Annotated in this window: 23 protein-coding genes; 15 read left to right on the plus strand and 8 right to left on the minus strand. The window is 51.2% G+C overall.

Annotated features, from left to right (window positions below):
* Window positions 1-117: 117 nt before the first annotated feature.
* Window positions 118-285 carry a 50S ribosomal protein L34 gene (rpmH, locus tag ACKWCC_RS01010; RefSeq protein ID WP_413994023.1) on the minus strand — a complete coding sequence of 56 codons (168 nt, stop codon included), beginning with the start codon at window positions 283-285 and terminating at the stop codon, window positions 118-120.
* A 340-nt stretch (window positions 286-625) separates the two neighbouring features.
* On the opposite strand from rpmH, the gene ACKWCC_RS01015 reads away from it, so the two are divergent.
* Window positions 626-1,141, plus strand: coding sequence for a DUF2892 domain-containing protein (locus ACKWCC_RS01015; RefSeq protein ID WP_413994024.1), 516 nt, complete (start codon window positions 626-628; stop codon window positions 1,139-1,141).
* Between the two features lie 47 nt (window positions 1,142-1,188).
* On the opposite strand, the gene ACKWCC_RS01020 is transcribed toward ACKWCC_RS01015, so the two are convergent.
* From ACKWCC_RS01020 to ACKWCC_RS01030, 3 genes are all read right to left on the minus strand, one after another.
* On the minus strand, window positions 1,189-1,824 hold the full coding sequence (locus ACKWCC_RS01020; RefSeq protein WP_413994025.1) for a hypothetical protein: 636 nt from the start codon (window positions 1,822-1,824) through the stop codon (window positions 1,189-1,191).
* 535 nt (window positions 1,825-2,359) lie between these two features.
* A complete protein-coding gene (locus ACKWCC_RS01025; protein WP_413994026.1) occupies window positions 2,360-3,331 on the minus strand; it encodes a lytic transglycosylase domain-containing protein in 972 nt (323 codons plus the stop codon).
* 106 nt (window positions 3,332-3,437) lie between these two features.
* Window positions 3,438-4,127: an alpha/beta fold hydrolase gene (locus tag ACKWCC_RS01030; protein WP_413994027.1), complete on the minus strand. Its 690-nt coding sequence runs from the start codon at window positions 4,125-4,127 to the stop codon at window positions 3,438-3,440.
* Between the two features lie 157 nt (window positions 4,128-4,284).
* Between ACKWCC_RS01030 and ACKWCC_RS01035 the strand changes: the two genes are divergently transcribed.
* Window positions 4,285-4,578, plus strand: a complete 294-nt coding sequence (locus ACKWCC_RS01035) for a GNAT family N-acetyltransferase (RefSeq protein ID WP_413994028.1) — start codon at window positions 4,285-4,287, stop codon at window positions 4,576-4,578.
* Here ACKWCC_RS01035 and mtaB read toward each other — a convergent pair.
* The 3 genes from mtaB to ACKWCC_RS01050 all read right to left on the minus strand — a co-directional run bounded on the left by mtaB (window position 4,575) and on the right by ACKWCC_RS01050 (window position 7,767).
* A complete protein-coding gene (gene mtaB, locus ACKWCC_RS01040) occupies window positions 4,575-5,963 on the minus strand; it encodes a tRNA (N(6)-L-threonylcarbamoyladenosine(37)-C(2))-methylthiotransferase MtaB (RefSeq protein WP_413994029.1) in 1,389 nt (462 codons plus the stop codon). The genes ACKWCC_RS01035 and mtaB overlap by 4 nt on opposite strands.
* Before the next feature lie 168 nt (window positions 5,964-6,131).
* Entirely contained in the window at window positions 6,132-7,310 is a 1,179-nt protein-coding gene (locus ACKWCC_RS01045) for a GlmU family protein (RefSeq protein ID WP_413994030.1), read from the minus strand.
* Window positions 7,311-7,497: 187 nt separating this feature from the next.
* Window positions 7,498-7,767, minus strand: a complete 270-nt coding sequence (locus tag ACKWCC_RS01050) for a type B 50S ribosomal protein L31 (protein WP_413994031.1) — start codon at window positions 7,765-7,767, stop codon at window positions 7,498-7,500.
* Between the two features lie 180 nt (window positions 7,768-7,947).
* On the opposite strand from ACKWCC_RS01050, the gene ACKWCC_RS01055 reads away from it, so the two are divergent.
* The 7 genes from ACKWCC_RS01055 to ACKWCC_RS01085 all read left to right on the plus strand — a co-directional run bounded on the left by ACKWCC_RS01055 (window position 7,948) and on the right by ACKWCC_RS01085 (window position 14,706).
* Window positions 7,948-8,472, plus strand: coding sequence for a DUF4199 domain-containing protein (locus ACKWCC_RS01055; RefSeq protein ID WP_413994032.1), 525 nt, complete (start codon window positions 7,948-7,950; stop codon window positions 8,470-8,472).
* Window positions 8,473-8,518: 46 nt separating this feature from the next.
* On the plus strand, window positions 8,519-9,499 hold the full coding sequence (locus ACKWCC_RS01060) for a glycosyltransferase family 2 protein (RefSeq protein ID WP_413994033.1): 981 nt from the start codon (window positions 8,519-8,521) through the stop codon (window positions 9,497-9,499).
* Window positions 9,500-9,522: 23 nt separating this feature from the next.
* Window positions 9,523-11,232 carry a phospho-sugar mutase gene (locus ACKWCC_RS01065; protein WP_413994034.1) on the plus strand — a complete coding sequence of 570 codons (1,710 nt, stop codon included), beginning with the start codon at window positions 9,523-9,525 and terminating at the stop codon, window positions 11,230-11,232.
* Window positions 11,232-13,052, plus strand: coding sequence for an ABC transporter ATP-binding protein (locus ACKWCC_RS01070; protein ID WP_413994035.1), 1,821 nt, complete (start codon window positions 11,232-11,234; stop codon window positions 13,050-13,052). Before ACKWCC_RS01065 ends, ACKWCC_RS01070 begins: the two co-directional genes overlap by 1 nt.
* A 148-nt stretch (window positions 13,053-13,200) precedes the next feature.
* Complete coding sequence (locus ACKWCC_RS01075) at window positions 13,201-13,752, plus strand: RNA polymerase sigma factor (RefSeq protein WP_413994036.1); 552 nt, start codon at window positions 13,201-13,203, stop codon at window positions 13,750-13,752.
* A gap of 11 nt (window positions 13,753-13,763) precedes the next feature.
* Entirely contained in the window at window positions 13,764-14,267 is a 504-nt protein-coding gene (locus tag ACKWCC_RS01080) for a hypothetical protein (RefSeq protein WP_413994037.1), read from the plus strand.
* Complete coding sequence (locus ACKWCC_RS01085) at window positions 14,260-14,706, plus strand: hypothetical protein (protein ID WP_413994038.1); 447 nt, start codon at window positions 14,260-14,262, stop codon at window positions 14,704-14,706. Before ACKWCC_RS01080 ends, ACKWCC_RS01085 begins: the two co-directional genes overlap by 8 nt.
* 44 nt (window positions 14,707-14,750) lie before the next feature.
* Here the strand turns inward: ACKWCC_RS01085 and ACKWCC_RS01090 are convergent, their stop codons facing one another.
* Window positions 14,751-15,794 (minus strand): WD40/YVTN/BNR-like repeat-containing protein, encoded by a 1,044-nt coding sequence (locus ACKWCC_RS01090; RefSeq protein WP_413994039.1) that lies wholly within the window; start codon window positions 15,792-15,794, stop codon window positions 14,751-14,753.
* A 78-nt stretch (window positions 15,795-15,872) separates the two neighbouring features.
* Between ACKWCC_RS01090 and ACKWCC_RS01095 the strand changes: the two genes are divergently transcribed.
* The 6 genes from ACKWCC_RS01095 to ACKWCC_RS01120 all read left to right on the plus strand — a co-directional run bounded on the left by ACKWCC_RS01095 (window position 15,873) and on the right by ACKWCC_RS01120 (window position 21,574).
* Window positions 15,873-17,087, plus strand: a complete 1,215-nt coding sequence (locus ACKWCC_RS01095) for an RsmB/NOP family class I SAM-dependent RNA methyltransferase (RefSeq protein ID WP_413994040.1) — start codon at window positions 15,873-15,875, stop codon at window positions 17,085-17,087.
* Between the two features lie 930 nt (window positions 17,088-18,017).
* The gene (locus ACKWCC_RS01100; RefSeq protein WP_413994041.1) at window positions 18,018-18,455 is read left to right on the plus strand and encodes a hypothetical protein; all 438 of its coding nucleotides are present in this window, start codon (window positions 18,018-18,020) and stop codon (window positions 18,453-18,455) included.
* Window position 18,456: 1 nt separating this feature from the next.
* Complete coding sequence (gene rpsU, locus ACKWCC_RS01105; RefSeq protein ID WP_413994042.1) at window positions 18,457-18,654, plus strand: 30S ribosomal protein S21; 198 nt, start codon at window positions 18,457-18,459, stop codon at window positions 18,652-18,654.
* 126 nt (window positions 18,655-18,780) lie between these two features.
* On the plus strand, window positions 18,781-19,587 hold the full coding sequence (gene proC, locus ACKWCC_RS01110) for a pyrroline-5-carboxylate reductase (RefSeq protein WP_413994043.1): 807 nt from the start codon (window positions 18,781-18,783) through the stop codon (window positions 19,585-19,587).
* Window positions 19,588-19,589: 2 nt separating this feature from the next.
* A complete protein-coding gene (gene proB, locus ACKWCC_RS01115) occupies window positions 19,590-20,360 on the plus strand; it encodes a glutamate 5-kinase (RefSeq protein ID WP_413994044.1) in 771 nt (256 codons plus the stop codon).
* A 17-nt stretch (window positions 20,361-20,377) separates the two neighbouring features.
* Complete coding sequence (locus ACKWCC_RS01120) at window positions 20,378-21,574, plus strand: glutamate-5-semialdehyde dehydrogenase (protein ID WP_413994120.1); 1,197 nt, start codon at window positions 20,378-20,380, stop codon at window positions 21,572-21,574.
* Window positions 21,575-21,736: the final 162 nt, after the last annotated feature.

A 21,736-nucleotide genomic window follows, 5' to 3' on the forward strand; every position in this document is an offset into this window, starting at 1 on the left:
CAGTGTTTTGGGTAATAGGGTCTGTGCAATGGATGCCCCAAGGGCGCCGTGGGGCCAAAAAAAAGGTGCTACTTCCATAAAGTAACACCTTCGTATTTTGTATGATGGCAATATCATCTATTTTTTATGTCTAAGCTCAGAGGATACGGTGAGTTTTTTTCTTCCCTTGGCCCTTCTTCGTGCCAAGACCTTTCTTCCATTGACAGAGGCCATGCGCTCCCTGAACCCATGTTTGTTCTTTCTTTTTCTTTTAGAGGGCTGGTATGTTCTTTTTTGTCCGGGCATGTCTTAAAAGATTTTCTTTTGTTAGCGGCCTACGGAATCTTCCGTAAAACTGGGCGCAAATATACAAAGACTTTTGTCTTTGGCAACAGGAATCAAAAAAAATAATTTTTGCCCCATGGCCATAAGGAAAACCAAGGTTTTCGCTAGTTTTGCAGGGTTAAAAGAGAAGGCCGGTGGCGGTGCTCCAAACACGCAATGGCGCAGGGCCGGTAAAGCAAACCACCTCGGGGCAAGCCCACGGGGCATTCATTAGAAACTGAATATTAATTTCGAGGCAAGCCTTGGAGCATCAAACCCTTTGGCGGTGCCAATGAAATCAGCAAAACCTTAAACCACCATTATGTTCAATAAAAATATAAAATTGGTCATTGCGGCCTTGATCGTTGCGTACGCCATCTACCAATTCATTGAAGGCTATGTTGGCAATGGCATTTTCCTGATTCTTTTGGCCGGTATCTTCGTGTTCCTTTACTATAGAAACGAGATGATCTTATTGGCCTTCCTGCGCATGCGAAAACAGGATATGGCGGGCACCAAGAAATGGCTGGACAAGATCAGGAACCCAGAAACGGCACTGACCACCAAGCAGCAGGGGTACTACAATTACCTCCACGGCATCATTTTTTCACAGACAAATCTCACCACGGCCGAAAAATACTTCCGTAAAGCACTGAAATTGGGGCTTACCATGGATTATGACGTGGCCATGGCCAAATTGAGCCTGGCGGGCATTTCCATGCAAAAGCGCCGAAAACGGGAGGCCACCCAATTGCTGCGCGAGGCCAAGAAGTTGGACAAGAACAACATGCTCACCGAACAGATCAAGATGATGCAACAGCAAATGAAAAAGATCTGAGCTGTGGCAGACCTTGCGCCAAATGCGTCCCGGGCCCCTAGCGCTCCTTATTGCACAATGCCCTTTTCCGTAAGGTAACGTGCCAATTGCTTTCCGTAGGATTTTGCCGTGCCCTTGATGGAGGCATAGTTGGATACGGCAGATTGCCCGCTCCACACCAAGGCCTCTTCCCTGCGCTGTACCCCGGTGTCGTAGAGGTTGGCCTCAATGATGTATTCCTTTTCCGTGGTGTAGTAGTCCGGGGTCTGCACATAACCGTAGGTCCTGAAGATAAAACCGCCCGCCCGGGCAAAGCCCGTGGGATAGGTCATCGCGGTGCCGGGATTGTACACTTGTTTGTCCCGTACATTTACCAAACTAAGCACCAGCACCCCGTCCACTTCCTGCTCCTTTAGCCGCTTTACCAACTGCTCTTCCTGCCATTCCGATTCCCCTGCCACCAGGGAAACAATGTTCATCCCGGTAATGGCGTCCTGGCCCTGGTTCACCAATTGCGCCACAATGGCTTCCTCGGCCTCTTGCCTTACCTCCATGTCCTTGCTCACCACGAGCACGGTAAGTTTATCAAATTCCTTTCCGTTATAGTTCTCCTTGGTCCATTCCGAGGCCATCATGTTCTTAAGGCCGCCACAAGACGACAACAAAACCAAGGCACTGAGAAAAAAGAGCCGTGTTGCTTTCATATCCGTATCGTTTTTTTTTGAGGCTGCAAAATAAGGAAAAAATGGTTTTCCAGATGCGTGCCGATGCTGGGTGGTGGGAAGTACGAAGTTAGAAGTTAGAGGTTAGAGGTTAGAGGTTAGAGGTTAGAGGTTAGAGGTTAGAGGTTAGAAGTTAGATGTACGAAGTGGGAAGTGCGAAGTGGGAAGTGCGAAGTGGGAAATACGAAGTTTGATGTACGAAGTGGGAACCATTGAGCATTGAGCATGAACTCTGGGAGGTCGTTCTTCTGACTTGGGCCGATGGGATGAAGATTGGCCTTCAACCTTATACCTTTGGCGTTCAGTCTTGATTCTTCTTTAAATTATGTGCTGAGAGGCTGTTTTTGTGATTTGGGTCAATGTCGGTCAATTTGGGCCTTTATGGGCTCCGATGTCTTAAGCCGTGTCCCTCAGGCCCTGAGCACAAAGTCCTACGTCGTCAATCTCTCCACATTGTTCCCTTGTTCCCCACCAAGTGGCGCGCCCGCCGCAGAAACCGGCCATCGGGAAACATCGTCTATTTGGTCTCCCTGTAAAATCCTTTGTTGGGAATGGTAATGCTATACTTTTTGCCGGAGGCGTTGTTTAGATGGTTCTCCCTTAGCCAGGGATTGTGCCTTTTTAAAATCTTGTAGGTAATGCCGTATTCCTGGGCAAAGTCGGTAAGGTTGGCAATGGGTTTGTCCACCTCTACCGTAAAGGAGGGCGCCGCTTGGTACAGATCCTGTTCGTCTATGTAAAAACCATACTTTTCCGGATGGCTCAGGATTTCCTTGATGGCCATGATCCTAAAGACGTACCTACCGGTTTCCTCACTCATGAGCAGATCATAGTAATCATCCACCTCCTGGGCGGCCATGAACTTGTTGATCGCCCCGGGTCCAGCGTTGTACGCCGCCGCGGTGAGCGTCCAACTACCGTAGCGTTTTTTCCATCTGTTAAGGTATTCACAGGCCACTTCGGTGCTTTTTTCCAAATGGTAACGCTCGTCCACATTGCTGTTTACCTCCAGGCCGTATTCCTTTCCGGTACCGCGCATGATCTGCCAGAAGCCCGTGGCGCCCGCCGGTGAGACCACGTTGGTCAGGGCACTCTCCGCCACCGCGAGGTACTTAAAATCGTCCGGAATGCCATTTTTGGCCAAAATGGGCTCAATGACGGGAAAGTATTTATGGGCGCGCTTCATGAGCAACAGGGCGTTGGACTGCCAGTAGGTGTTCACCAAAAATTCTCGGTCCACCCGCTCCATGACCTCGGGGTCTTCCTGGGGCACGGCCTCCCCGGCAAAATTAAGGTCTTCCGGAATGGCAATGGAAGAGATGCGGTATTCCCGGGCCACATGTTTTTGCACACTGTCGCTAGGCGCATCAACCTTGGCGCCCTTGGTTTTGGCAGCCGTATTGGAATCGGGTGCCTTTACCGCAAATACCAAGGTTCCCACAATGAAAAGAATACCACAGAACATTAAAAAGGATTTCAATATTTTCATTTCTGACGAATTAAAAAGGATTTGGTCCGGTTAAAAAATGGGGCCTTTTACCGTTCTGGGAAGGTCTTCTCCCCTAGCTGCAATGCCCCTACCTGTCTCAAAGGTATTAAATAGAACTGTTTTCTTGCAAGATAATTGTGGGCAAGTGCTCATTGAACCACTTTGCCCTGTGAATGATCATGGTATGGGTGGCATTCTTTACCACCAGGCAATTGGTGGGGTTGGCCAGGGGGAAAACGGTGTCCTTGTCCCCGTGAATGTGCACCAGGCCGGCAGGCGGATGCTCCTGTTTCCAATTCACCGTCTTGTCAATGCACCAGTCCAAATACGCCTTGTCCCGCACGCTCAGGTAGCGCTCATACAGTTTCAGCCGCTTGGTAACGGCTTCTCCAAACGCATATTTTGCCAACAGTTCCACATTGTTCACCAAACCGGTGGGCAATAGCTTGTGCGCCTTGGTGTAACGGGCAAACAACATTTTTTTTGGCAACTCTGCGGTGCACTTTACACTGCTTACAATGATCGTTTTTTTAACGTGGACCATACGGGCCATTTCCTGCACCAAAATACCGCCAAAGCTCACCCCCAAAAGCACTGGGTTATCGTGCACAATATGGCGGGTCATCAACCGGGCGTATTCCTGCAGGGTCATCTTTGGTGTGGGCAGCTCCCATTCCAAGTAAACACATTCAAAACGGGAGGCATCCAATTTTATGTGCTCAAAAATGGCAGGGCCGGCGGCCATTCCCGGCATAAAATAAACTGCAATTTTGTGGGGCCGTTTTGAATTTAACATCGTTTAAAAATAGGATTTTCACCAAATTTTGGTTAAATTTGCTCACTTTGGCCATTAAAATGTTATTTTTTTTCGGCTGGTTTTTAAAGAACCGTGAGCATTACGATTGGGGAACATCGTAATTTTTTTGTCTTAGACCAACACTAAATTATACTATATGAACAATGTTACCATCACTGACAATGCTTTCTTGCGCCAATTTGAAACAAAAATTGACGGGCACCTGGCCAAAATAGAGTATTCATCCCAAGAAAGAAAAGTTTTCCTGACCAAGTTCATTGTACCGGAAGAAATCAGTCAAGAGGGCTTCAAGGAAGATTTCATCAAGGCGGTGTTGCACCATCTCCAAGAAAAGAACCTCCGTGTGGTTCCCACAAGTCCGCAAATAGCCGGTTTCTTAAGGAAGAACAGGCAGTACAAAGAAATGTTACCGGTGGGCATACGCATTTAGACCGAATTGAGCCTCCCTTCCCGGGAGGTTTTTTTTTGCCCTTCTTCGTCCTTCCTTCCGCCCATCCATTCAAAGCGCACCAACCCATCCGTGTCTATTTGGGCAAGGACCACTCGGTGCAGGGTGTTCACCAGCTGCGGATTCCAAGGCGCCTTTACCTTCACGTAGTTTTCCGTGAAGCCGTGAATGTAGCCTGCCTTGTTCTCACTTTCAAAGAGCACTTCGCGCTCCGTTCCCAGTTGACTTTCATAGAAGGCCCTTCTTTTTTTAACGGACAGGGCGCGCAACATCTTACTGCGTTTGTTCCGTACCTTTTGGGGCACCACCCCGTCCAGGCCAACCGCCTCCGTATTGTCTCGCTCGGAATAGGTGAACACGTGCAGGTAACTTATGGGCAGTTCATTGAGAAAATGGTAGGTTTCCAAAAAGAGGTCGTCGGTTTCCCCGGGAAAGCCCACGATCACATCCACCCCTATGCAACAATGGGGCATGGCCTCCTTGATCTGTTGTACCCTGTCCCGGTAAAGGGCCGTCATGTACCTGCGCTTCATAAGCTTCAACAACACATCGCTGCCGCTTTGCAGGGGAATGTGAAAATGGGGCACAAAGGCGTTGGGCCGTGCCACGAAGGCTATGGTCTCGTTCTTTAAAAGATTGGGCTCAATGGAAGATATCCGCAAGCGCTCAATACCGGGCACCGTGTCCAAGGCCTTCACCAAGTCCAAAAAGGTATGCTCGTGGCGTTTGTTGCCAAATTCGCCCTTGCCGTAATCACCAATGTTAACCCCGGTGAGCACAATTTCCCGTATCCCCTTATTGGCTATTTCCCTGGCATTGGCCAGGACATTGTCCAGGGTATCACTGCGGGAAATGCCCCGTGCCAGGGGAATGGTGCAGTAGGTGCATTTGTAGTCACAGCCATCCTGCACCTTGAGAAAGGCTCTGGTACGGTCGCCAATGGCATAGCTTCCCACGTAGAAATCGGCCTCTTCTATGGAGCAGGAATGCACCTCTGCGCGTCCCGAACGGTCTTGGGGCTGGTTAAAAAGCCCGTTGACGTACTCCGTGATGTTAAACTTTTCGGTGGCCCCCAAAACCAGGTCCACCCCGTTCACCTCGGCCAGTTCCTCGGGTTTCAACTGGGCATAGCAACCAATGGCCGCCACCACCGCCTCCGGGTTTGCCTTTTGGGCCTGGCGCACCACGGTCTTGAACTTTTTGTCTGCGTTTTCTGTAACGGAGCAGGTGTTGATCACGTACATGTCTGCCCGTTCCGTAAAGGGCACGCGCTCAAAGCCCTCCTCCTCAAAACTTCTGCCTATGGTGGAAGTTTCGGAAAAATTGAGCTTGCAGCCCAAGGTATAGAATGCCACTTTCCTTTTCATCTGGAGCCAACCTTTTTGTAAACGTGCAAAGATACGGTTTTGACCTAGATTGATGGGAAGCCTGTTTTAGGGCGTGCAGCACCCCAAATACTTTTGCCACCATCAATGGTCAGGGGTATGCCCGCTGCCGTGGGACAGGGCCATCAAGGGGAGAGCCAAGGCCCATAGCTAGGAATAATTGCGCCATTCTTGGGTTAGATCGAAGACGTGGAACAAAATATCGGCCTCCACGGCATTGAATTCCACCCCTCTTCTGGCCATCATCACCTCTGCGGCCTCAAAGGCCTTGGTGGGCATATAGGTGCTGAAACCGGAGGCCCCGCCCCAACTAAAGCTGGGTATGAAGTTTCGGGGGAAACCGGGCACATAAATGTTGCAGTTTACGCCCACCACCGTGCCGGTGTTGAACATGGTATTGATGGCAGATTTGCTGTGGTCGCCCATCATGAGGCCGCAAAACTGCAGCCCGGTCTGCTCAAAGCTCCGGGTGCCATAGTTCCAGGCCCGCACCTTGGCGTAATTGTTCTTTAGGTTGGAATTGTTGGAGTCCGCGCCAATGTTGCACCATTCCCCCAGCACCGCATTGCCCAGATAGCCTTCATGCCCTTTGCTGCTGTAGCCAAAGATCACGGCATTGCTTACCTCCCCACAGACCTTGCTGTGCGGGCCAATGGTGGTATCGCCATAAATCTTTCCTCCCATTTTCACCACGGCATGCTCACAGAGGGCCAACCCGCCACGGATAAGGCTGCCCTCCCATACCTCTGCATTTTTGCCAATATAGATGGGCCCGTCGGTGGCGTTCAAAATACTGTATTCCACCTTGGCACCAGGCTCCAGAAAGATGCGTTCGGGGCAAATAAGGCTATTGGTGGCAGAGATGGGCTCGCTCTTACGGCCTTTGGTAAGCAGTTCAAAATCGGCCTCCAGGGCCGCCCCATTTTTGGAAAAGATGTCCCAGGTGCGTCTTATCTCCACCAATTCGCCCTTAAAGGGGACATTTTCAAAACTGTTCACCGCCTCCCGATCGGGATCACCGGAGGTGCAATAGGCCACGAGGGTGTCGCCCGCCATTAACTTTTGGGAGGCTCCCAAAAGACCAATGGCCTTGACCAATTTTGGGTTGGGAAGCAGGGCCGCATTGATGAAGGTGTTCTCGGCGGCGGTGCGCATGGGAAACTTAACGCTCAGGTAGGCTTCCGTCTTACAGGAAGCCGTGGTGCCCAAATGGGCCTCCCATTTCTCCCTGATGGTAAGAATGCCCATGCGAATATCGCAAACGGGACGGGTAAAGGTAAAGGGCAAAAGATGTTCCCGGGCGGGACCATCAAAAAGTATGGGGTTCATGGTGTCGGTGGTTTTGGGCAAAATTAAGAAATCTTAAAGCTCAGGAACATTTGTTTGGACAATCATCCAAAAAAAATGGGTGAAAACCATCTCTTGGCCCTGGCGGCCCAGGGCACTTCCCACGCCCACCAAAAAAACCCCCAGTGGAAGCCACTGGGGGTCTCGTGTGCATCTAAAAAAAACGTTGCTACTCCTCCTGTTTGGAGGGCTTGGCAAATTTTTTGTACTTGTTCTTGAACTTGTCTATACGGCCGGCCGTATCCAACAATTTGGCCTTACCGGTATAAAAGGGATGGGAAGTTCTGCTGATCTCCAATTTTACCAAGGGGTATTCCACGCCATCCACTTCCAAGGTCTCCTTGGTGTCTGCGGTGGATTTGGTGATGAACACATCTTCGTTGCTCATATCCTTGAAGGCGACCAACCTATAATTTTCAGGGTGAATTCCTTTTTGCATTATGTTACTTTTTGTGCCCCCATTTCCAACAGCGGCTATTTTCAGGGGGCAAATTTAATTAATTTCTTGGGATAGCACGATTAAAATAGAGAAATATCCCCCAAAAAAAACAACCTGACTGTAACTTTTGGTACATTGCCCCTACCAATGGCATACAGTAACAACCAAAAACAAAAGAACATGGAACAGAACAGACCAACCACCGGAAAGGTATCACTGAATTTTGGACTATTGACGGGCGCTGTGGGCATTGTATTTGGCCTAATGCTCTACTTTGCGGACATGCACTACGAACGCGGTTTTGCCGTACAGACCATACAGATATTGATTTTGGTGGCCGGGATCATCGTGGGCATTGTACAGTTCAAGAAAATGAACTTGGGCTTTTTAACGCTATCGGAAGCGTTGAAGGTGGGTGCCGGAGTGGCATTGATCGCTGGCATCCTGGGCCTCGTCTATTTTTTCTTCCTCTCTAACGTCATCGAGCCAGACTACATGGACAACGTATTTGAATTGGGCAAGGAAGAGGCGATGGCCGCCAACCCCAGTTTAACCGAGGAGCAGATGGACCAAGGCATTGAAATGCAAAAAAAGTTTGCCTGGATCTCCTATCCGATCATCCTCATATTCAACATCATCATTGGGCTGGTCGTGGGCCTCATCGTGGGGCTGATCATGAAAAAAGAAGAACTGGCAGACGAGTAACAGCGGCATTTGTCTTATTTTTGACGGGAATTCCCAGAAGGTCGCCATGCAGCTATCCATCGTCATTCCCTTATTGAACGAAGAAGAATCGCTCCAAGAACTGCACGATTGGATCGTCTCGGTGATGACAGACCACGGGTTTACCTATGAAATCCTTTTTGTGGACGATGGCAGCAGTGATGCCTCTTGGGACATCATCATGAAACTGGCCAAGGGGAACCCCAACGTCCGGGCACTGAGGTTTCAACGCAATTTTGGCAAGTCGCAGGCCCTACACGCCGGATTTGGCCAAGCCCAGGGCGATGTGGTGATCACCATGGACGCCGATCTACAGGACAATCCGGAGGAAATCCCCGCGCTCTACCAAATGATCCGGGAAGGGGACTACGACCTGGTCTCTGGCTGGAAGAAAAAGCGCTACGATTCCGTATTGTTCAAAAACCTGCCCTCCAAACTCTTCAATTGGGCGGCAAGGAAAACCTCAGGGGTGCGCCTGCATGATTTCAACTGCGGCATCAAGGCCTACCGCAAACAAGTGGTGAAAACCATTGAGGTGTCCGGGGAAATGCACCGTTACATTCCGGTCTTGGCCAAGAATGCCGGTTTTACGGCCATAGGCGAAAAGGTGGTACAGCACCAGAGCAGAAAGTACGGCCGCACCAAGTTTGGGGCAGAACGCTTCATCAACGGTTTTTTGGACCTTATCACCATCTGGTTCGTATCCAAGTTTGGCAAACGGCCCATGCACCTGTTCGGGGCCCTGGGCGTGCTCATGTTCCTCATAGGGTTTGGTTTTGCGCTCTACCTGGGCGTGGACAAACTGTTCATTAACCCCTTTAGCCGTCTCATTACCGATCGCCCCCAGTTTTATATTGCCCTGACCTCCATGGTCATAGGCACCCAATTGTTTCTGGCCGGTTTTCTGGGCGAGATCATGATCCGATCAAAAAAAGAGGAAACCCGTTATGTGATCACAGAAGAAATGGGCATCAATACCACCACTTTATCCCATTCGGAGCAACCTTAGACAACAACATTAATTTATACCTTATGAACAACATTCTGGAAACTGCCAAAAGTTGGATGACCGATTTCTTTGATCCGGCCACCAAAAAAGAAGTGCAGCACCTTATGGACCATGACCCCGAAGAGCTCAAGGACCGGTTTTACAAGCAAATGGAGTTCGGTACCGGTGGCATGCGCGGTATCATGGGCGTGGGCACCAACAGAATAAACAAGTACACCCTGGGCAAGAGCACCCAGGGGCTTAGCAACTACCTGAACAAGACCTACAAGGGCGAGGCCATAAAGGTGGTCATTGCCTTCGATTGCCGGCACAACAGCGACTCCCTGGCCCGTACGGTGGCCGAGGTGTTCTCTGCCAACGGCATTAAGGTGTACCTCTTTTCCGAACTGCGAACCACGCCGGAACTTAGCTTTGCCGTAAGGCATCTCAACTGCCATGCGGGCATTGTGCTCACGGCCTCGCACAATCCTCCGGAATACAATGGGTACAAGGTCTATTGGACGGATGGAGGACAGATCGTACCGCCCCAGGACGGTGAGATCATCGCGGAAATCAACGCGCTGCCCTACGAGGACATAAAATTTGAACCCAACGAAGCCCTCATTGAGGTCATTGACAGGGAAGTGGACGAAGCCTTCCTAGAGGCCTCCGTGGCCAACGGCAATTTCAACGCGGCGGGCAAGGACGATTTTAAAATTGTCTTCACCTCCCTGCACGGCACCTCCATCACCGCCATTCCCGAGGTACTGAAACGGGCGGGCTATAAGAATGTGACCGTGATTGAGGAACAGGCCGAGCCCAATGGGGACTTCCCCACGGTACAATCGCCCAACCCCGAGGAGCCCGAGGCGCTCTCCATGGCGATTGCAAAGGCCGAGGAAATTGGCGCGGACATGGTGGTGGGCACGGATCCGGACAGCGATCGCTTGGGCATTGCCGTGCGCAACCTGGAAGGCAAGATGGAAATTGTGAACGGCAACCAGGCCATGGTCCTGATGACCCAGTTTTTGCTGCAACAGAGAAAACAAAGCGGGGTTAAGGGCAATGAGTTCATTGCCACCACCATTGTGAGCACGCCCATGATGCAACAAATGGCAAAGGCCCACGGGGTGGAATTCAAAACCGCGCTCACTGGCTTTAAGTGGATCGGAAAAATGATCAAGGACTTTCCGGAGTCCGAGTTCTTGGGCGGCGGCGAAGAGAGCTTTGGCTATATGGTGGGCGATTTTGTGCGGGACAAGGATGCCGTGACCTCCACCCTGCTGGCCTGTGAGATCGGAGCCCAGGCCAAGGCCAATGGGAGCTCTTTCTACAAAGATCTGATCGCTTGCTATGTGGCCTATGGGTTTTACAGGGAGCACCTGGTGGCCATTACCAAAAAAGGAATTAGCGGCGCCGAGGAAATTAAACAGATGCTCAAGGATTTCAAGGAAAAGCCGGTGGCGTCCGTGGCGGGCTCCAAGGTAAAATGGGTGGAGGACTACAACACCTCCGTGGCCAAAAACGTGCTCACCGGGGAAGAAAGGACCATAGACCTTCCCAAGGCCAATGTGCTCATCTATGAGACCGAAGACGGCACCCGGGTGGCGGCCCGTCCCAGCGGCACGGAACCCAAGGTAAAGTTTTACATAAGCACCAACGCCCCATTGCCCGCCGCCGAGGCGTACAAGGAGGTGGCCGCCCAGTTGGACGCTAAAATACAGCGCATCCTGGCGGAGCTCAATCTTTCTTGATGGAGTATTTTAAGAAAATCCTTCGCTTTGCCAGACCCTACGCCCTGTACGGGTACCTGAATATTTTTTTCAATGTCCTCTATGCCCTTTTCAGTGCCTTGGCCTTCGCCGCCCTGATCCCCACCTTGGACGTTATTTTCTATCCTGAAAAAAAAGTGACCACGAAACCCGTATATGAGGGACTGGGCACCGTTAAGGATTATGCCCTAAAGCAGGTGAACTACACCGTGACCCAGTATGCCGGAGACGACCAGATGAAGGGCTTGGTGCTGGTCATTGGCCTGGTGTTGCTGCTGTTCCTGCTCAAGAACCTGTTCAACTACCTGGCCATGTACTTCATTACCTTCCTGCGCAATGGGGTGCTTAAGGACCTTAGAAATGCCATGTACCAAAAGATCACCCAGCTGCCCATTTCCTATTTTACGGAGAAAAGAAAAGGAGATGTCATTGCCAGGGTCACTTCAGATGTCTTGGAGATCCAACACTCCTTCCTCTCCATTTTGGAACTGATCGTACGGGAGCCCCTGACCATGCTCTTTACCCTGCTGATCATGTTTGGCATCAGTCCGCAACTCACCCTTTTTGTGTTCGTTTTCATTCCCATTTCCGGCCTCATCATTACCAGGATCGGAAAATCACTGAAGAAAAAATCGGATCGCGTACAAAAGGAACAGGGCGAATTTTTGAGCATTGTGGAAGAGACCTTGGGCGGCCTCAGGGTGGTCAAGGCCTTCAATGCGGAAAATAGGTTTGTAAAGCGGTTTCAAAAAAGTACCTCGCGTTTTTTCCATTTTAGCAACGCACTGCTAAACCGGCAGAACCTGGCCTCTCCCACCGGGGAGTTTTTGGGCATTTTGGTCATTGGGGTGCTCCTCTGGTACGGCGGGCAACTGGTGATCGTTGAAAAGACCTTGGATGCGGCCTCCTTCATTGGCTATATTGCCCTGGCCTACAATTTCCTTACCCCGGCCAAATCCATTAGCAAGGCCTCTTACGGTGTACAGAAGGGCAATGCGGCCGCGGAAAGGGTACTGGAGGTCCTGGAAACCGAAAACCCGATTGCCGAAATGCCAAATGCCATTGACAAAGCAGGCTTTACCAGTGATGTGGTGCTCAAAGATGTGTCCTTTAAATACGAGGACGATTATGTATTGAAGCACTTTAACCTCTCCGTGCCCAAAGGAAGCACGGTGGCCTTGGTGGGGCAGTCCGGCAGCGGCAAGAGCACCATTGCCAATCTCGTGACCCGTTTTTATGACGTGACCGAGGGCAGCATTGCCATAGACGGCACCAACATAAAGCAACTTACCAAAGCATCGCTCCGGGCACTGATGGGCCTGGTGACCCAAGACTCCATCCTTTTCAATGACACCGTGGGCAACAACATTGGCCTGGGCAGGGAGAACAGTAGCTTGGAAGACATACAGGAGGCCGCCAAAATTGCCAATGCCCACGACTTTATCATGGCCCTTCCCAAGGGCTACGAGACCAATATTGGCGATAGCGGAAACAAGCTCAGCGGCGGCCAGAAGCAACGCCTCTCCATTGCGCGGGCAGTGCTCAAGAACCCGCCCATCATGATCCTGGACGAGGCCACTTCGGCCCTGGATACGGAAAGTGAGCGCCTGGTGCAGGACGCCCTGGAAAAAATGATGAAAAACCGCACCAGCATTGTCATTGCCCACCGCTTGAGCACCATACAGAACGCGGACAAGATCGTGGTGCTGCAGCGGGGCCAGATCGTGGAAGAGGGCACCCACAGTGAACTCATCCATAAAAATGGGGCCTACAAGAAACTGGTGGCCATGCAGTCCCTGTAATGATAGGGTGTCCGTGCGGTTGCGCGGCCGTTGCCCAACCGGTGCATTGATCGCTTCCATCCCCTGGGCCACGGGTTTGCCACCAAAATGTCTTCCGGCATTAAACCATTTTGTAAATTCAGGGTCTTAGCATACAAAACACGGTCTATTGAAGTCCATTGACCCCTTGGTGGCCCGCCTCCAGAACAAAGAAACCCGCGCAGACGCGTTCAGGACGCTGGTGGGCCAATACAAGGAGCGCTTGTACTGGCACATTCGCGGTTTGGTCCTGAACCACGCCGATGCGGACGATGTGCTGCAAAACACCTTTTTAAAAATCTTTAGGCACATAGACGGTTTTAAGGGCGATAGCAAATTGTTCTCTTGGATGTACCGCATTGCCACCAATGAATCGCTCAACTTTTTAAAGGAAAAATCAAGACAACTGGGCATGGCCACCGAAGAATACCAATCACAATTGGCAGAAAATCTGGAGGCCGATGTTTATTTTGAGGGCGATGGGATACAACTACAGTTGCAACGGGCCGTTGCCAGCCTGCCGGAAAAACAGCGATTGGTCTTTACCATGCGGTATTTTCAAGAGCTGAAGTACAGCAGCATGTCCGAAATCTTGGGCACCTCCGTGGGCGGGTTGAAGGCCTCCTACCATCTGGCCGCGAAGAAGGTGGAAGCCTATGTTAAAACAGCGCAAAGCATTTGATTGAAACTGCCATGAAAAAGAAACCGCACAATCCCTTTTCCGTTCCCGAAAACTACTTTGAGCGGTTGGAGGAACCTTTGGTGCAACGGGCCCTGTCCCAAGACAAAAAGCATCCCAAGGCAGCCGGGTTTACCGTGCCTGAGGGGTATTTTGACCATTTGGAGGCCACTTTGGCAAAAAAAACGGCACAGCACAAAAAAGTGATTCCGTTAAAGCGATACCGAAAATGGTACTGGGCCGCCGCAGTGGCCGTCCTAACCGTACTGTTCTTTTCCCTACCGCCAAAAAGTACGCCCGCACCAAATTTCCAAGGCCTGGCCCTGGCCGATATGGCATTCTATTTGGAAGAGCAGGGCAGCGCCCTTTCAGATGCGGAACTGGCCCAGACCCTATCCATGGACGAATTGGAAACGCTGGCGATGGACGGACTTTTGCTGGAGGACACCGCGCTGTACGACTATTTGGACAAGAACATTGAAGATTTGGAAACACAAAACATATACGAAGATGATTAAGTGGAAGATGACAATGCTATGGGTGCTCCTGGTTTCCTTTGGAGCCCTGGCACAGCAAAATGAGCGGCTGGAACGGGTAAAGGCCTTAAAGGTGGCCTTTTTTACGGAAAGACTGGACCTGAGCCCCGAAGAGGCCGAAGCCTTTTGGCCCATCTACAACGCCCACGAAACCCGAATGCAGGCCCTGCGACAACGGGAACGCGACCATAAAAGGGAAAGTGGGTCAGACATCGCAACAATGACGGACAAGGAGGCAGAGGCCGTGATAAAAGAAATATTGGTTCAAGAAAAAGAGCGTGCCCAAGAAAAAGAGCGCTTCATTATGGATATGGGCAAGACCCTCTCCCCAAAAAAGACCCTACTCTTGTTACAGGCAGAAACAGATTTTAAAAGGCAGTTGTTGCGGCAGTACGGTCAAAAAAGAAGGGGTCGTCCGTGAGCATGTCCGTCCGTAGGCCAAAAGCCTTTACGGAGTGGGCTTAGTTACTGTTCCGCGGTGGCAAAGGACAATTTGGCCACCCGGTTCTTCCCCGCTGCATAGGCCACGGTGGCAGAAAGGAACCTTATGGTGTAAAAGCCCTCATCGCTGAGCTTCTGCCAACTGAGGCCCCCATCTGCCGAATAGGAAATGCCCGTGAAGCCCACTGCCACCAATTGCTGTCCGTAGCTTCCCGGAACAAACTGCACGCAGCTTTTGTATCCCGGTGCGGCACCATTGGCCACCAGCTTCCAGGTAGCGCCGCCATCGTCCGTTCTCATTTTGTTGTTGGTGTTTCCCTCCGGTGCGGTATAGTCGCCCCCAATGGCAAAACCGGTGCGTTCATCGTAAAAATCCAAGGAATAGATGCCCTGTGTGGCCCCATCATTGGCCATGGGGGTCTTGATCACCTCCCAGGTCGCTCCCTTGTCCGCCGAAAAATAGATGTTGCCCGCGGTGGTTCCCATCCAGACCTTGTCTCCCTGGAGGGCTATGTTGGTGTTGCTCGCCGCAAAGGCGCCCTCTCCATCCGCGGCCTTTGGCAGGTCCCTGCATGGCACTTTTTGCCACGTTTGCCCGCCATCCCTGGTAAGGAGTACGGAAATGCAGTCCCCTACCCTGTCCCCCAGGGCTATGCCGTCTTTGTTGTCCCAAAATTGCATGGCATCGTAGAACACCCCTTCACCGCGCTCTTGGTACACCAGTTCCATGTTGCCGCCTTCCCCCGTTTTATACAGCAGGGCAGGATCGCTCACGGAGAGCATAAAGAAATCGGTGTCCGTATGGGCCACTGCCCTAAAGGAGGGGGCTACACTGTCATGCACCATAACGCTGGCCAGCACCTTACCGCTCAATACCCCCACGGTGCCAAAAAGGCCATCGGCACCGGCAAAGGCCAAGGTGCCCGTATCCAGGAAATCAATGGCCCTAATGCTCATGGAGTCGGTGTACACCGGGGTAATGTCCACGCCGGTGAACACGGTTCTGGGCTGGGGCTGTGCGCAGCGGACCAATAAGGCCATGATCAATAAAAGGACATAGGGGCGCATAAGACAATTTTCACCAAAAATAATCGGAATCGTCCCCAAAGCAATACCTTTGCCCCCATAATTTTAGAGCCAGAACCCATGAAATTGCACAGAAACTTGGTATTTGCCGTGATCGATGCCCTGAACCAGATCTTCAATGAAGGCGAATATGCGGACAAGGTGGTACAAAAGGTGCTTAAAATAGATAAGCGCTGGGGTGCCAGGGACCGTGGGTTCATCGCGGAGACCACTTACGAAATGGTGCGCTACAAAAGGCTGTACAGTGAGATCGCAGAGGTAAAGGCACCTTTTTCAAGACCGGACCTGTTTCGCATGTGGGCCGTTTGGGCGGTGCTCTCCGGCCTGCGCCTACCCGATTGGAAACAGATAGAACCCACCCCGGAGCGGCGCATAAAAGGAAAATTCGATGAGCTTTCCAAAATTAGAAAGTATCGCGAATCCATACCTGATTGGATAGACCATTTGGGGGCAGCCGCCTTAGGAGAAGCCTTTTGGACCTCGGAACTGGCCAAGCTCAACGAGCCGGCATCGGTCATTTTGCGCACCAATACCTTAAAAACCACCAAGGAGAAACTGCGAAAGGCCCTGTTGGAAGAGGGCATAGTGGCCGAACCCATCCAAGGCTATCCGTGGGCACTGCAACTCCCGGAAAGGGCCAATGTCTTTGTGACCCAAGCCTTTAAACAGGGCTTTTTTGAGGTGCAGGATGCCTCTTCGCAGAAAGTGGCGGCCTATCTGGACGTGTCCCCCGGACAGCGGGTGGTGGATACCTGCGCCGGAGCGGGGGGCAAGACGCTGCACCTGGCCTCACTGATGGAAAACAAGGGGCAGCTCATTGCCCTGGACATTTACGAGAGCAAGCTCAAGGAACTAAAACGCCGCGCCCGCAGAAACGGGGCGCACAATATAGACACCCGGGCCATAGACAGCACCAAGGTGATCAAAAAACTGTACGGCAGTGCCGATCGGGTTTTGGTCGATGCCCCTTGCACCGGTCTGGGCGTGCTGCGCAGAAACCCGGACACCAAATGGAAACTGCGCCCCGATTTCCTCGAAAAAATCGTGAAGACCCAACAGGAGATCTTGCGGTCCTACAGCAAAATGGTCAAGGAGGGGGGCAAAATGGTCTATGCCACCTGCTCCATTCTCCCTGCGGAGAACCAAGATCAAATTGCCCATTTCTTGGCGTCTGCGGAAGGGGTGGACTTTAGCCTGGTAAAGGACAAAAAAATATGGGCGCACAAGAGTGGGTACGATGGTTTTTATATGGCCCTGTTGCAAAAGGGCGGTTAGGCGCCCGACCCATTCAGGGCCCTTGCCCAAAAAAAAGGATTCTACCACCAAGGTCGTGGAAACGAAACGAAAATGGTACTGGCCAGATATGGGACGCTAGGACGTAAGTCTAAAAATAGATTCGATTACAAACACCCAGGAAGTAGGTCGCTATCATTCACGGAATAGAGGTAAGCAGATAAATAGGCATTAATTAAAAAAGGTAATTAAATGATTATCTGATCATTACTAATTTTTCCATTGTTCCTTCGAGCGCCCGCCTACCGTACGGGCAGGCAGTGGAGAACCATGCGCCAGCCAAAGGAGGCGTCAACTGCCTGCCGCGACCACCATCCAGGCGGGGGCCCGGCCCGACATTAGGGCTGTCAACTCTATTTAAAACAGGCAAGCATCTACCCACATGCACCATAAAATACAACATCCTACGTCTTCCGACTTTTAGTCCCCAGTTAAATTGTGAATCAAGAGTTTTACCCGCAACGCTAAGGGTGAAATCAAAAAAAAGGAATGGAGGCGCTCACCACGGGCCAAACGGCAGCCCCAGTAAAAACCAAGGACAAGGGAATGCGCACATGGCAGTGGCCCGGTGAAAATTCCCAAAAGAAGGAAGTCGCCAATTTTTTTTTACAATCCTGCAATCTGGGCAAGAATTTCTTGTGAACCCCTCAAAAAGATAAAAGTATCGGGCCAAGCCTTCGTCTTACCGTTCAATTTTTCATACTTTTGAAATTATGGCGGAAAAGACACATAAGCGAAAAAACCACAGGATTTTCACTTTCAGTTATCTGGTTTTCCGAAACCAGTCCCAAAAATTCATTCCCCCGACCCATTGAGGTGCCTTTTTATTTTTGTCCGGGGCGTTCCTGCCCCCGCATACCGCTATATTCAATACCTAGCGGAAACAAATCAAAAACTTAAAAGTGCTGCCATATGCAGATCAATACGTACGACGCCTTTTCGCGTTTAACGCCGCTACAGATCGATGGGTTGACCAAGTTTATCCACAAACACCAAATTGAGGACAACGCCAGGGAGACAGACATCAGAAGGGCCATAAGATATGCGTCCAAGGAAGTGCCCGGTTTTGGGGGCATTGTATATACCGCAGAGGAAGATGGCATGTTGATCGGGGCCATTGTCATGAACAGAACAGGTTTGGAAGGGAGCCTTCCGGAACAGCTGGTGGTGTCCATTGCCGTGCACAGGGAGCACCGGGATAGTACCGTTTACAGAAAAATGTTGAACTATGTGGTGGACTATTCCTGTGGAGATATAGGGGTACAGGTAAAAAAGGACAATCCCCTGGTTCCTGTGTTGGAAGACCATGGGTTTAAAAATGATTACATACAAATGAACTTAAAACAATGACATGCTAAAAATAGAGATCAAAGAAGGAGAGAACATTGAAAGGGCGCTTAAAAGGTATAAGCGCAAGACCCGGAAAGTAAAGCTTCTACAACGCTTGAAGGAGAACCAGTACTTCACCAAGAAATCCGTGGAAAAAAGGGCGCAAAAGAAAAAAGCGGCCTATCGCGAACAGTATCTCAGGGAACAGTCCGAGGAGTAAAAGACCCGCCCCGACCGTTATCCTTCAACATATAATGAACCCTCTCATTTCTTGATGCCCAGCAGGGCATTTATTGGCGATGGAAACCACTGCGTCCGCTCCTGGACGACCTTAAAAAAACAACAGATGAAAATTTTAGTGATAGGCGCCGGGAACATGGGGCTTACCTATGCTGAGGGCATGTCCAAGTCCAAACTGCTCAAGCGGCACAACATCATGGTCCTGGACAAGTCCGAAGAAACCTTGGAAGCCGTGGGCCGTATGGCTCATTTTGACACCTATGATGAACTCAAGACCTGTGTGCCGCAGGCAGATATCATCATGATCGCGGTTAAGCCCCACCACGCCGAGGAACTGCTCAAGGAACTGCGCCCCTTGGTGACCAAGGGCCAGGTGCTCATCTCCATCATGGCCGGCATGCACATCAAGGCCATCCAAGCCTTCACAGGCCTGAAAAAAGTGGTGCGGGCCATGCCCAATCTGCCCGCAAAGGTGGGAATGGGCCTCACCAGTTACGTGGCCTCCCCCGAGGTTTCGCGCTTGGAACTGTTAACCGTGGAAACCCTGCTAAACACCACCGGCAAGAGCATAAAGGTGGACAATGAGAATTTCATTGATGCCTCCACGGGCATCTCGGGAAGTGGTCCGGCCTATGTGTTTTATTTTATGCAGAGCATGATGGACGCTGCCCTGCAAATGGGCTTTTCCCACAACGTGTCCAAGGTGCTGGTAAGCCAAACCTTTACCGGGGCGGTGGAACTCTTTAACCAGGATAACATATCGCCCAACTCCTGGATGAAAAAGGTGGCCTCCAAGGGCGGCACCACCCAGGCGGCATTGGACAGTATGAAAGACAATAAAGTGGGGGAGCTCATCAAGGAAGCCGCCTTTGCGGCCTTTGACCGGGCCGTGGAACTGGGAAAAGAATATTGACCATGTACAAAGAACTCATTGTAATAAAAGTGGGCACCAATGTAATGACCAATAGGGACAACCGCATTGTGCGTCCCGTGCTCAACAATCTGGTACGCCAAATAGCCCAACTCTACGAGCGCAACATCATGACCATTTTGGTGTCCTCGGGTTCCGTCATTGCCGGCAAGGAGGTCTTGGGAGAGGCCAGCATAAAGGAAAAAACACAAAAGCGCCAGGTCTATTCGGCCATAGGGCAGCCAAGGATGATGCGCCTGTATTACAACATTTTCCATCAATACGGGATGAAATGTGCGCAAGTACTGCCCACCAAACGGGATTTTAGTCCTGGACTGCACCGTGACAACATGATCAACTGCTGTCAAGGCCTGCTCTCCGAGGGCGTGGTGCCCATAGCCAATGAGGACGATGCCGTCTCTGTGACCATGTCCATGTTCTCGGACAATGACGAACTGGCCACCCTTATTGCCCAACTGATGAATGCGGACAAACTGATCTTGCTCACGGATAGGGACGGACTCTACAACGGACATCCGGACTCCGAGGGCAGCGAGGTCATTGAAAAAGTAAAACCCAAGGAAGATTTGGACAGATATATAGAGGAAAGCCATAAAAAGGAGGGCGAAGGCCGTGGCGGTATGGGCTCAAAGCTTAATTTTGCCCAGATGGCGGCCGCCCGAAACATTACCACCTATATTGCCAATGGCAAAAAAGAGAACACGATATTGGACATCATGGACGGCAAGCAGGTGGGAACCGAAGTCAGTGTATAACAAAAAAGATACCTATGATGGACCTACTGGACACTACACTAAAAAACAAGGTATTGCAAACCATGGAGCAACTCCTGGAAAAGCACAGGGATGCCCTTTTACGGGCCAACAGTAAGGATCTGGAGGCCTTTACCCTAACCGATCGGGCCCTTTACGATCGCTTGGTGGTGAACAATGACAAAATAGATGGAATGATCCAGGCGGTGCGGTCCGTAAGGGAGCAGGACGATCCGGTAAACCGCGAAATCTCCCATGCCCAACTGGCCAACGGTCTCCGCATCAGCAATCGCACGGCTCCCTTTGGCACCATTCTCATCATCTATGAGTCGCGGCCAGATGTTACCGTGGAAGCCGCTGTTTTGGCCTTTAAGGCCAACAACACCATTTTCTTGAAGGGCGGCAAGGAAGCCCTGCACAGCAATACCGAACTGGTAAAACTTTGGCACCGGGCCCTTGAAGACAATGGCCTGTCCAGTGACTACATACAACTCCTTACCCTTGACCGGGAAAAAACCCGGGCGTTTTTAAGGAACCCGCCCGTAAAGTTGGACCTGATCGTGCCCCGGGGCGGGGAACGCCTCATTGCCTTTGTGAAGGAACATGCACAGTGCGCGGTCTTGGTGAGCGGAAGGGGAAACAACTTTCTGTACTTGGACAAGAACGCCGATTGGGGCAAAAGTGTGGCCGTGGCCCTAAATGCCAAAACACAAAAAATTTCGGCATGCAACGCCGTGGACAAGATACTGATCCACAAGGAGCTGCCCGGGTTCAAGGAAAAAGTGCGTTCCTTGGCCGGTGCGCTGGAAAAAGAAGGAGTGGAACTTTTGGTGGACGATGCCCTTGCCCCAATCCTTCCCGAACAAAAGAGAATGGATGAAGCACTGTGGAAAACCGAGTTTTTGGCCATGAAGTGCTGTTTGGCCGCCGTTGCGGACACCAAGGAGGCCGTAAACTTGATCAACGAGCACTCCGGGGGCCATTCTGCCAGCATAATGACGGAAAACCAAGAGGTGGCCCACCAGTTCATGCAACAGGTGGACTGTGCCGCGGTGTACCACAATGCCTCTACCCGCTTTACCGATGGCGGACAGATGGGCGTTGGCGCGGAGCTGGCCATAAGCACGGACAAACTGCACCACCGCGGGCCCCTGGGCCTTGAGCAACTGGTCACCAATAAATACCATGTCTTTGGAGATGGGCAGGTCAGGGCATAAGCGACGGTTTTAAGAAGCATCCCTTAACCGCGCCCCGCTACCCACAAAACCAAGATGCCGGAAAAAAGGGCGAAACCCTTCTAGAAGGGCACTGCAAAAGACCTGGCAACCCCCAGGGCCTTATCAACACCTATGGTGTAAAACTGCTCCCGCGGAGCGGTC

It is taken from the genome of Maribacter aquimarinus, assembly GCF_047345505.1.
Taxonomy (GTDB): domain Bacteria; phylum Bacteroidota; class Bacteroidia; order Flavobacteriales; family Flavobacteriaceae; genus Maribacter.

Bases quoted from the DNA above. Each gene is read 5' to 3' on its own strand.
- rpmH (WP_413994023.1), bottom strand. From the start codon at position 285: ATGCCCGGACAAAAAAGAACATACCAGCCCTCTAAAAGAAAAAGAAAG.
- ACKWCC_RS01015 (WP_413994024.1), top strand. From the start codon at position 626: ATGTTCAATAAAAATATAAAATTGGTCATTGCGGCCTTGATCGTTGCG.
- ACKWCC_RS01020 (WP_413994025.1), bottom strand. From the start codon at position 1,824: ATGAAAGCAACACGGCTCTTTTTTCTCAGTGCCTTGGTTTTGTTGTCG.
- ACKWCC_RS01025 (WP_413994026.1), bottom strand. From the start codon at position 3,331: ATGAAAATATTGAAATCCTTTTTAATGTTCTGTGGTATTCTTTTCATT.
- ACKWCC_RS01030 (WP_413994027.1), bottom strand. From the start codon at position 4,127: ATGTTAAATTCAAAACGGCCCCACAAAATTGCAGTTTATTTTATGCCG.
- ACKWCC_RS01035 (WP_413994028.1), top strand. From the start codon at position 4,285: ATGAACAATGTTACCATCACTGACAATGCTTTCTTGCGCCAATTTGAA.
- mtaB (WP_413994029.1), bottom strand. From the start codon at position 5,963: ATGAAAAGGAAAGTGGCATTCTATACCTTGGGCTGCAAGCTCAATTTT.
- ACKWCC_RS01045 (WP_413994030.1), bottom strand. From the start codon at position 7,310: ATGAACCCCATACTTTTTGATGGTCCCGCCCGGGAACATCTTTTGCCC.
- ACKWCC_RS01050 (WP_413994031.1), bottom strand. From the start codon at position 7,767: ATGCAAAAAGGAATTCACCCTGAAAATTATAGGTTGGTCGCCTTCAAG.
- ACKWCC_RS01055 (WP_413994032.1), top strand. From the start codon at position 7,948: ATGGAACAGAACAGACCAACCACCGGAAAGGTATCACTGAATTTTGGA.
- ACKWCC_RS01060 (WP_413994033.1), top strand. From the start codon at position 8,519: ATGCAGCTATCCATCGTCATTCCCTTATTGAACGAAGAAGAATCGCTC.
- ACKWCC_RS01065 (WP_413994034.1), top strand. From the start codon at position 9,523: ATGAACAACATTCTGGAAACTGCCAAAAGTTGGATGACCGATTTCTTT.
- ACKWCC_RS01070 (WP_413994035.1), top strand. From the start codon at position 11,232: ATGGAGTATTTTAAGAAAATCCTTCGCTTTGCCAGACCCTACGCCCTG.
- ACKWCC_RS01080 (WP_413994037.1), top strand. From the start codon at position 13,764: ATGAAAAAGAAACCGCACAATCCCTTTTCCGTTCCCGAAAACTACTTT.
- ACKWCC_RS01085 (WP_413994038.1), top strand. From the start codon at position 14,260: ATGATTAAGTGGAAGATGACAATGCTATGGGTGCTCCTGGTTTCCTTT.
- ACKWCC_RS01090 (WP_413994039.1), bottom strand. From the start codon at position 15,794: ATGCGCCCCTATGTCCTTTTATTGATCATGGCCTTATTGGTCCGCTGC.
- ACKWCC_RS01095 (WP_413994040.1), top strand. From the start codon at position 15,873: ATGAAATTGCACAGAAACTTGGTATTTGCCGTGATCGATGCCCTGAAC.
- ACKWCC_RS01100 (WP_413994041.1), top strand. From the start codon at position 18,018: ATGCAGATCAATACGTACGACGCCTTTTCGCGTTTAACGCCGCTACAG.
- rpsU (WP_413994042.1), top strand. From the start codon at position 18,457: ATGCTAAAAATAGAGATCAAAGAAGGAGAGAACATTGAAAGGGCGCTT.
- proC (WP_413994043.1), top strand. From the start codon at position 18,781: ATGAAAATTTTAGTGATAGGCGCCGGGAACATGGGGCTTACCTATGCT.
- proB (WP_413994044.1), top strand. From the start codon at position 19,590: ATGTACAAAGAACTCATTGTAATAAAAGTGGGCACCAATGTAATGACC.
- ACKWCC_RS01120 (WP_413994120.1), top strand. From the start codon at position 20,378: ATGGACCTACTGGACACTACACTAAAAAACAAGGTATTGCAAACCATG.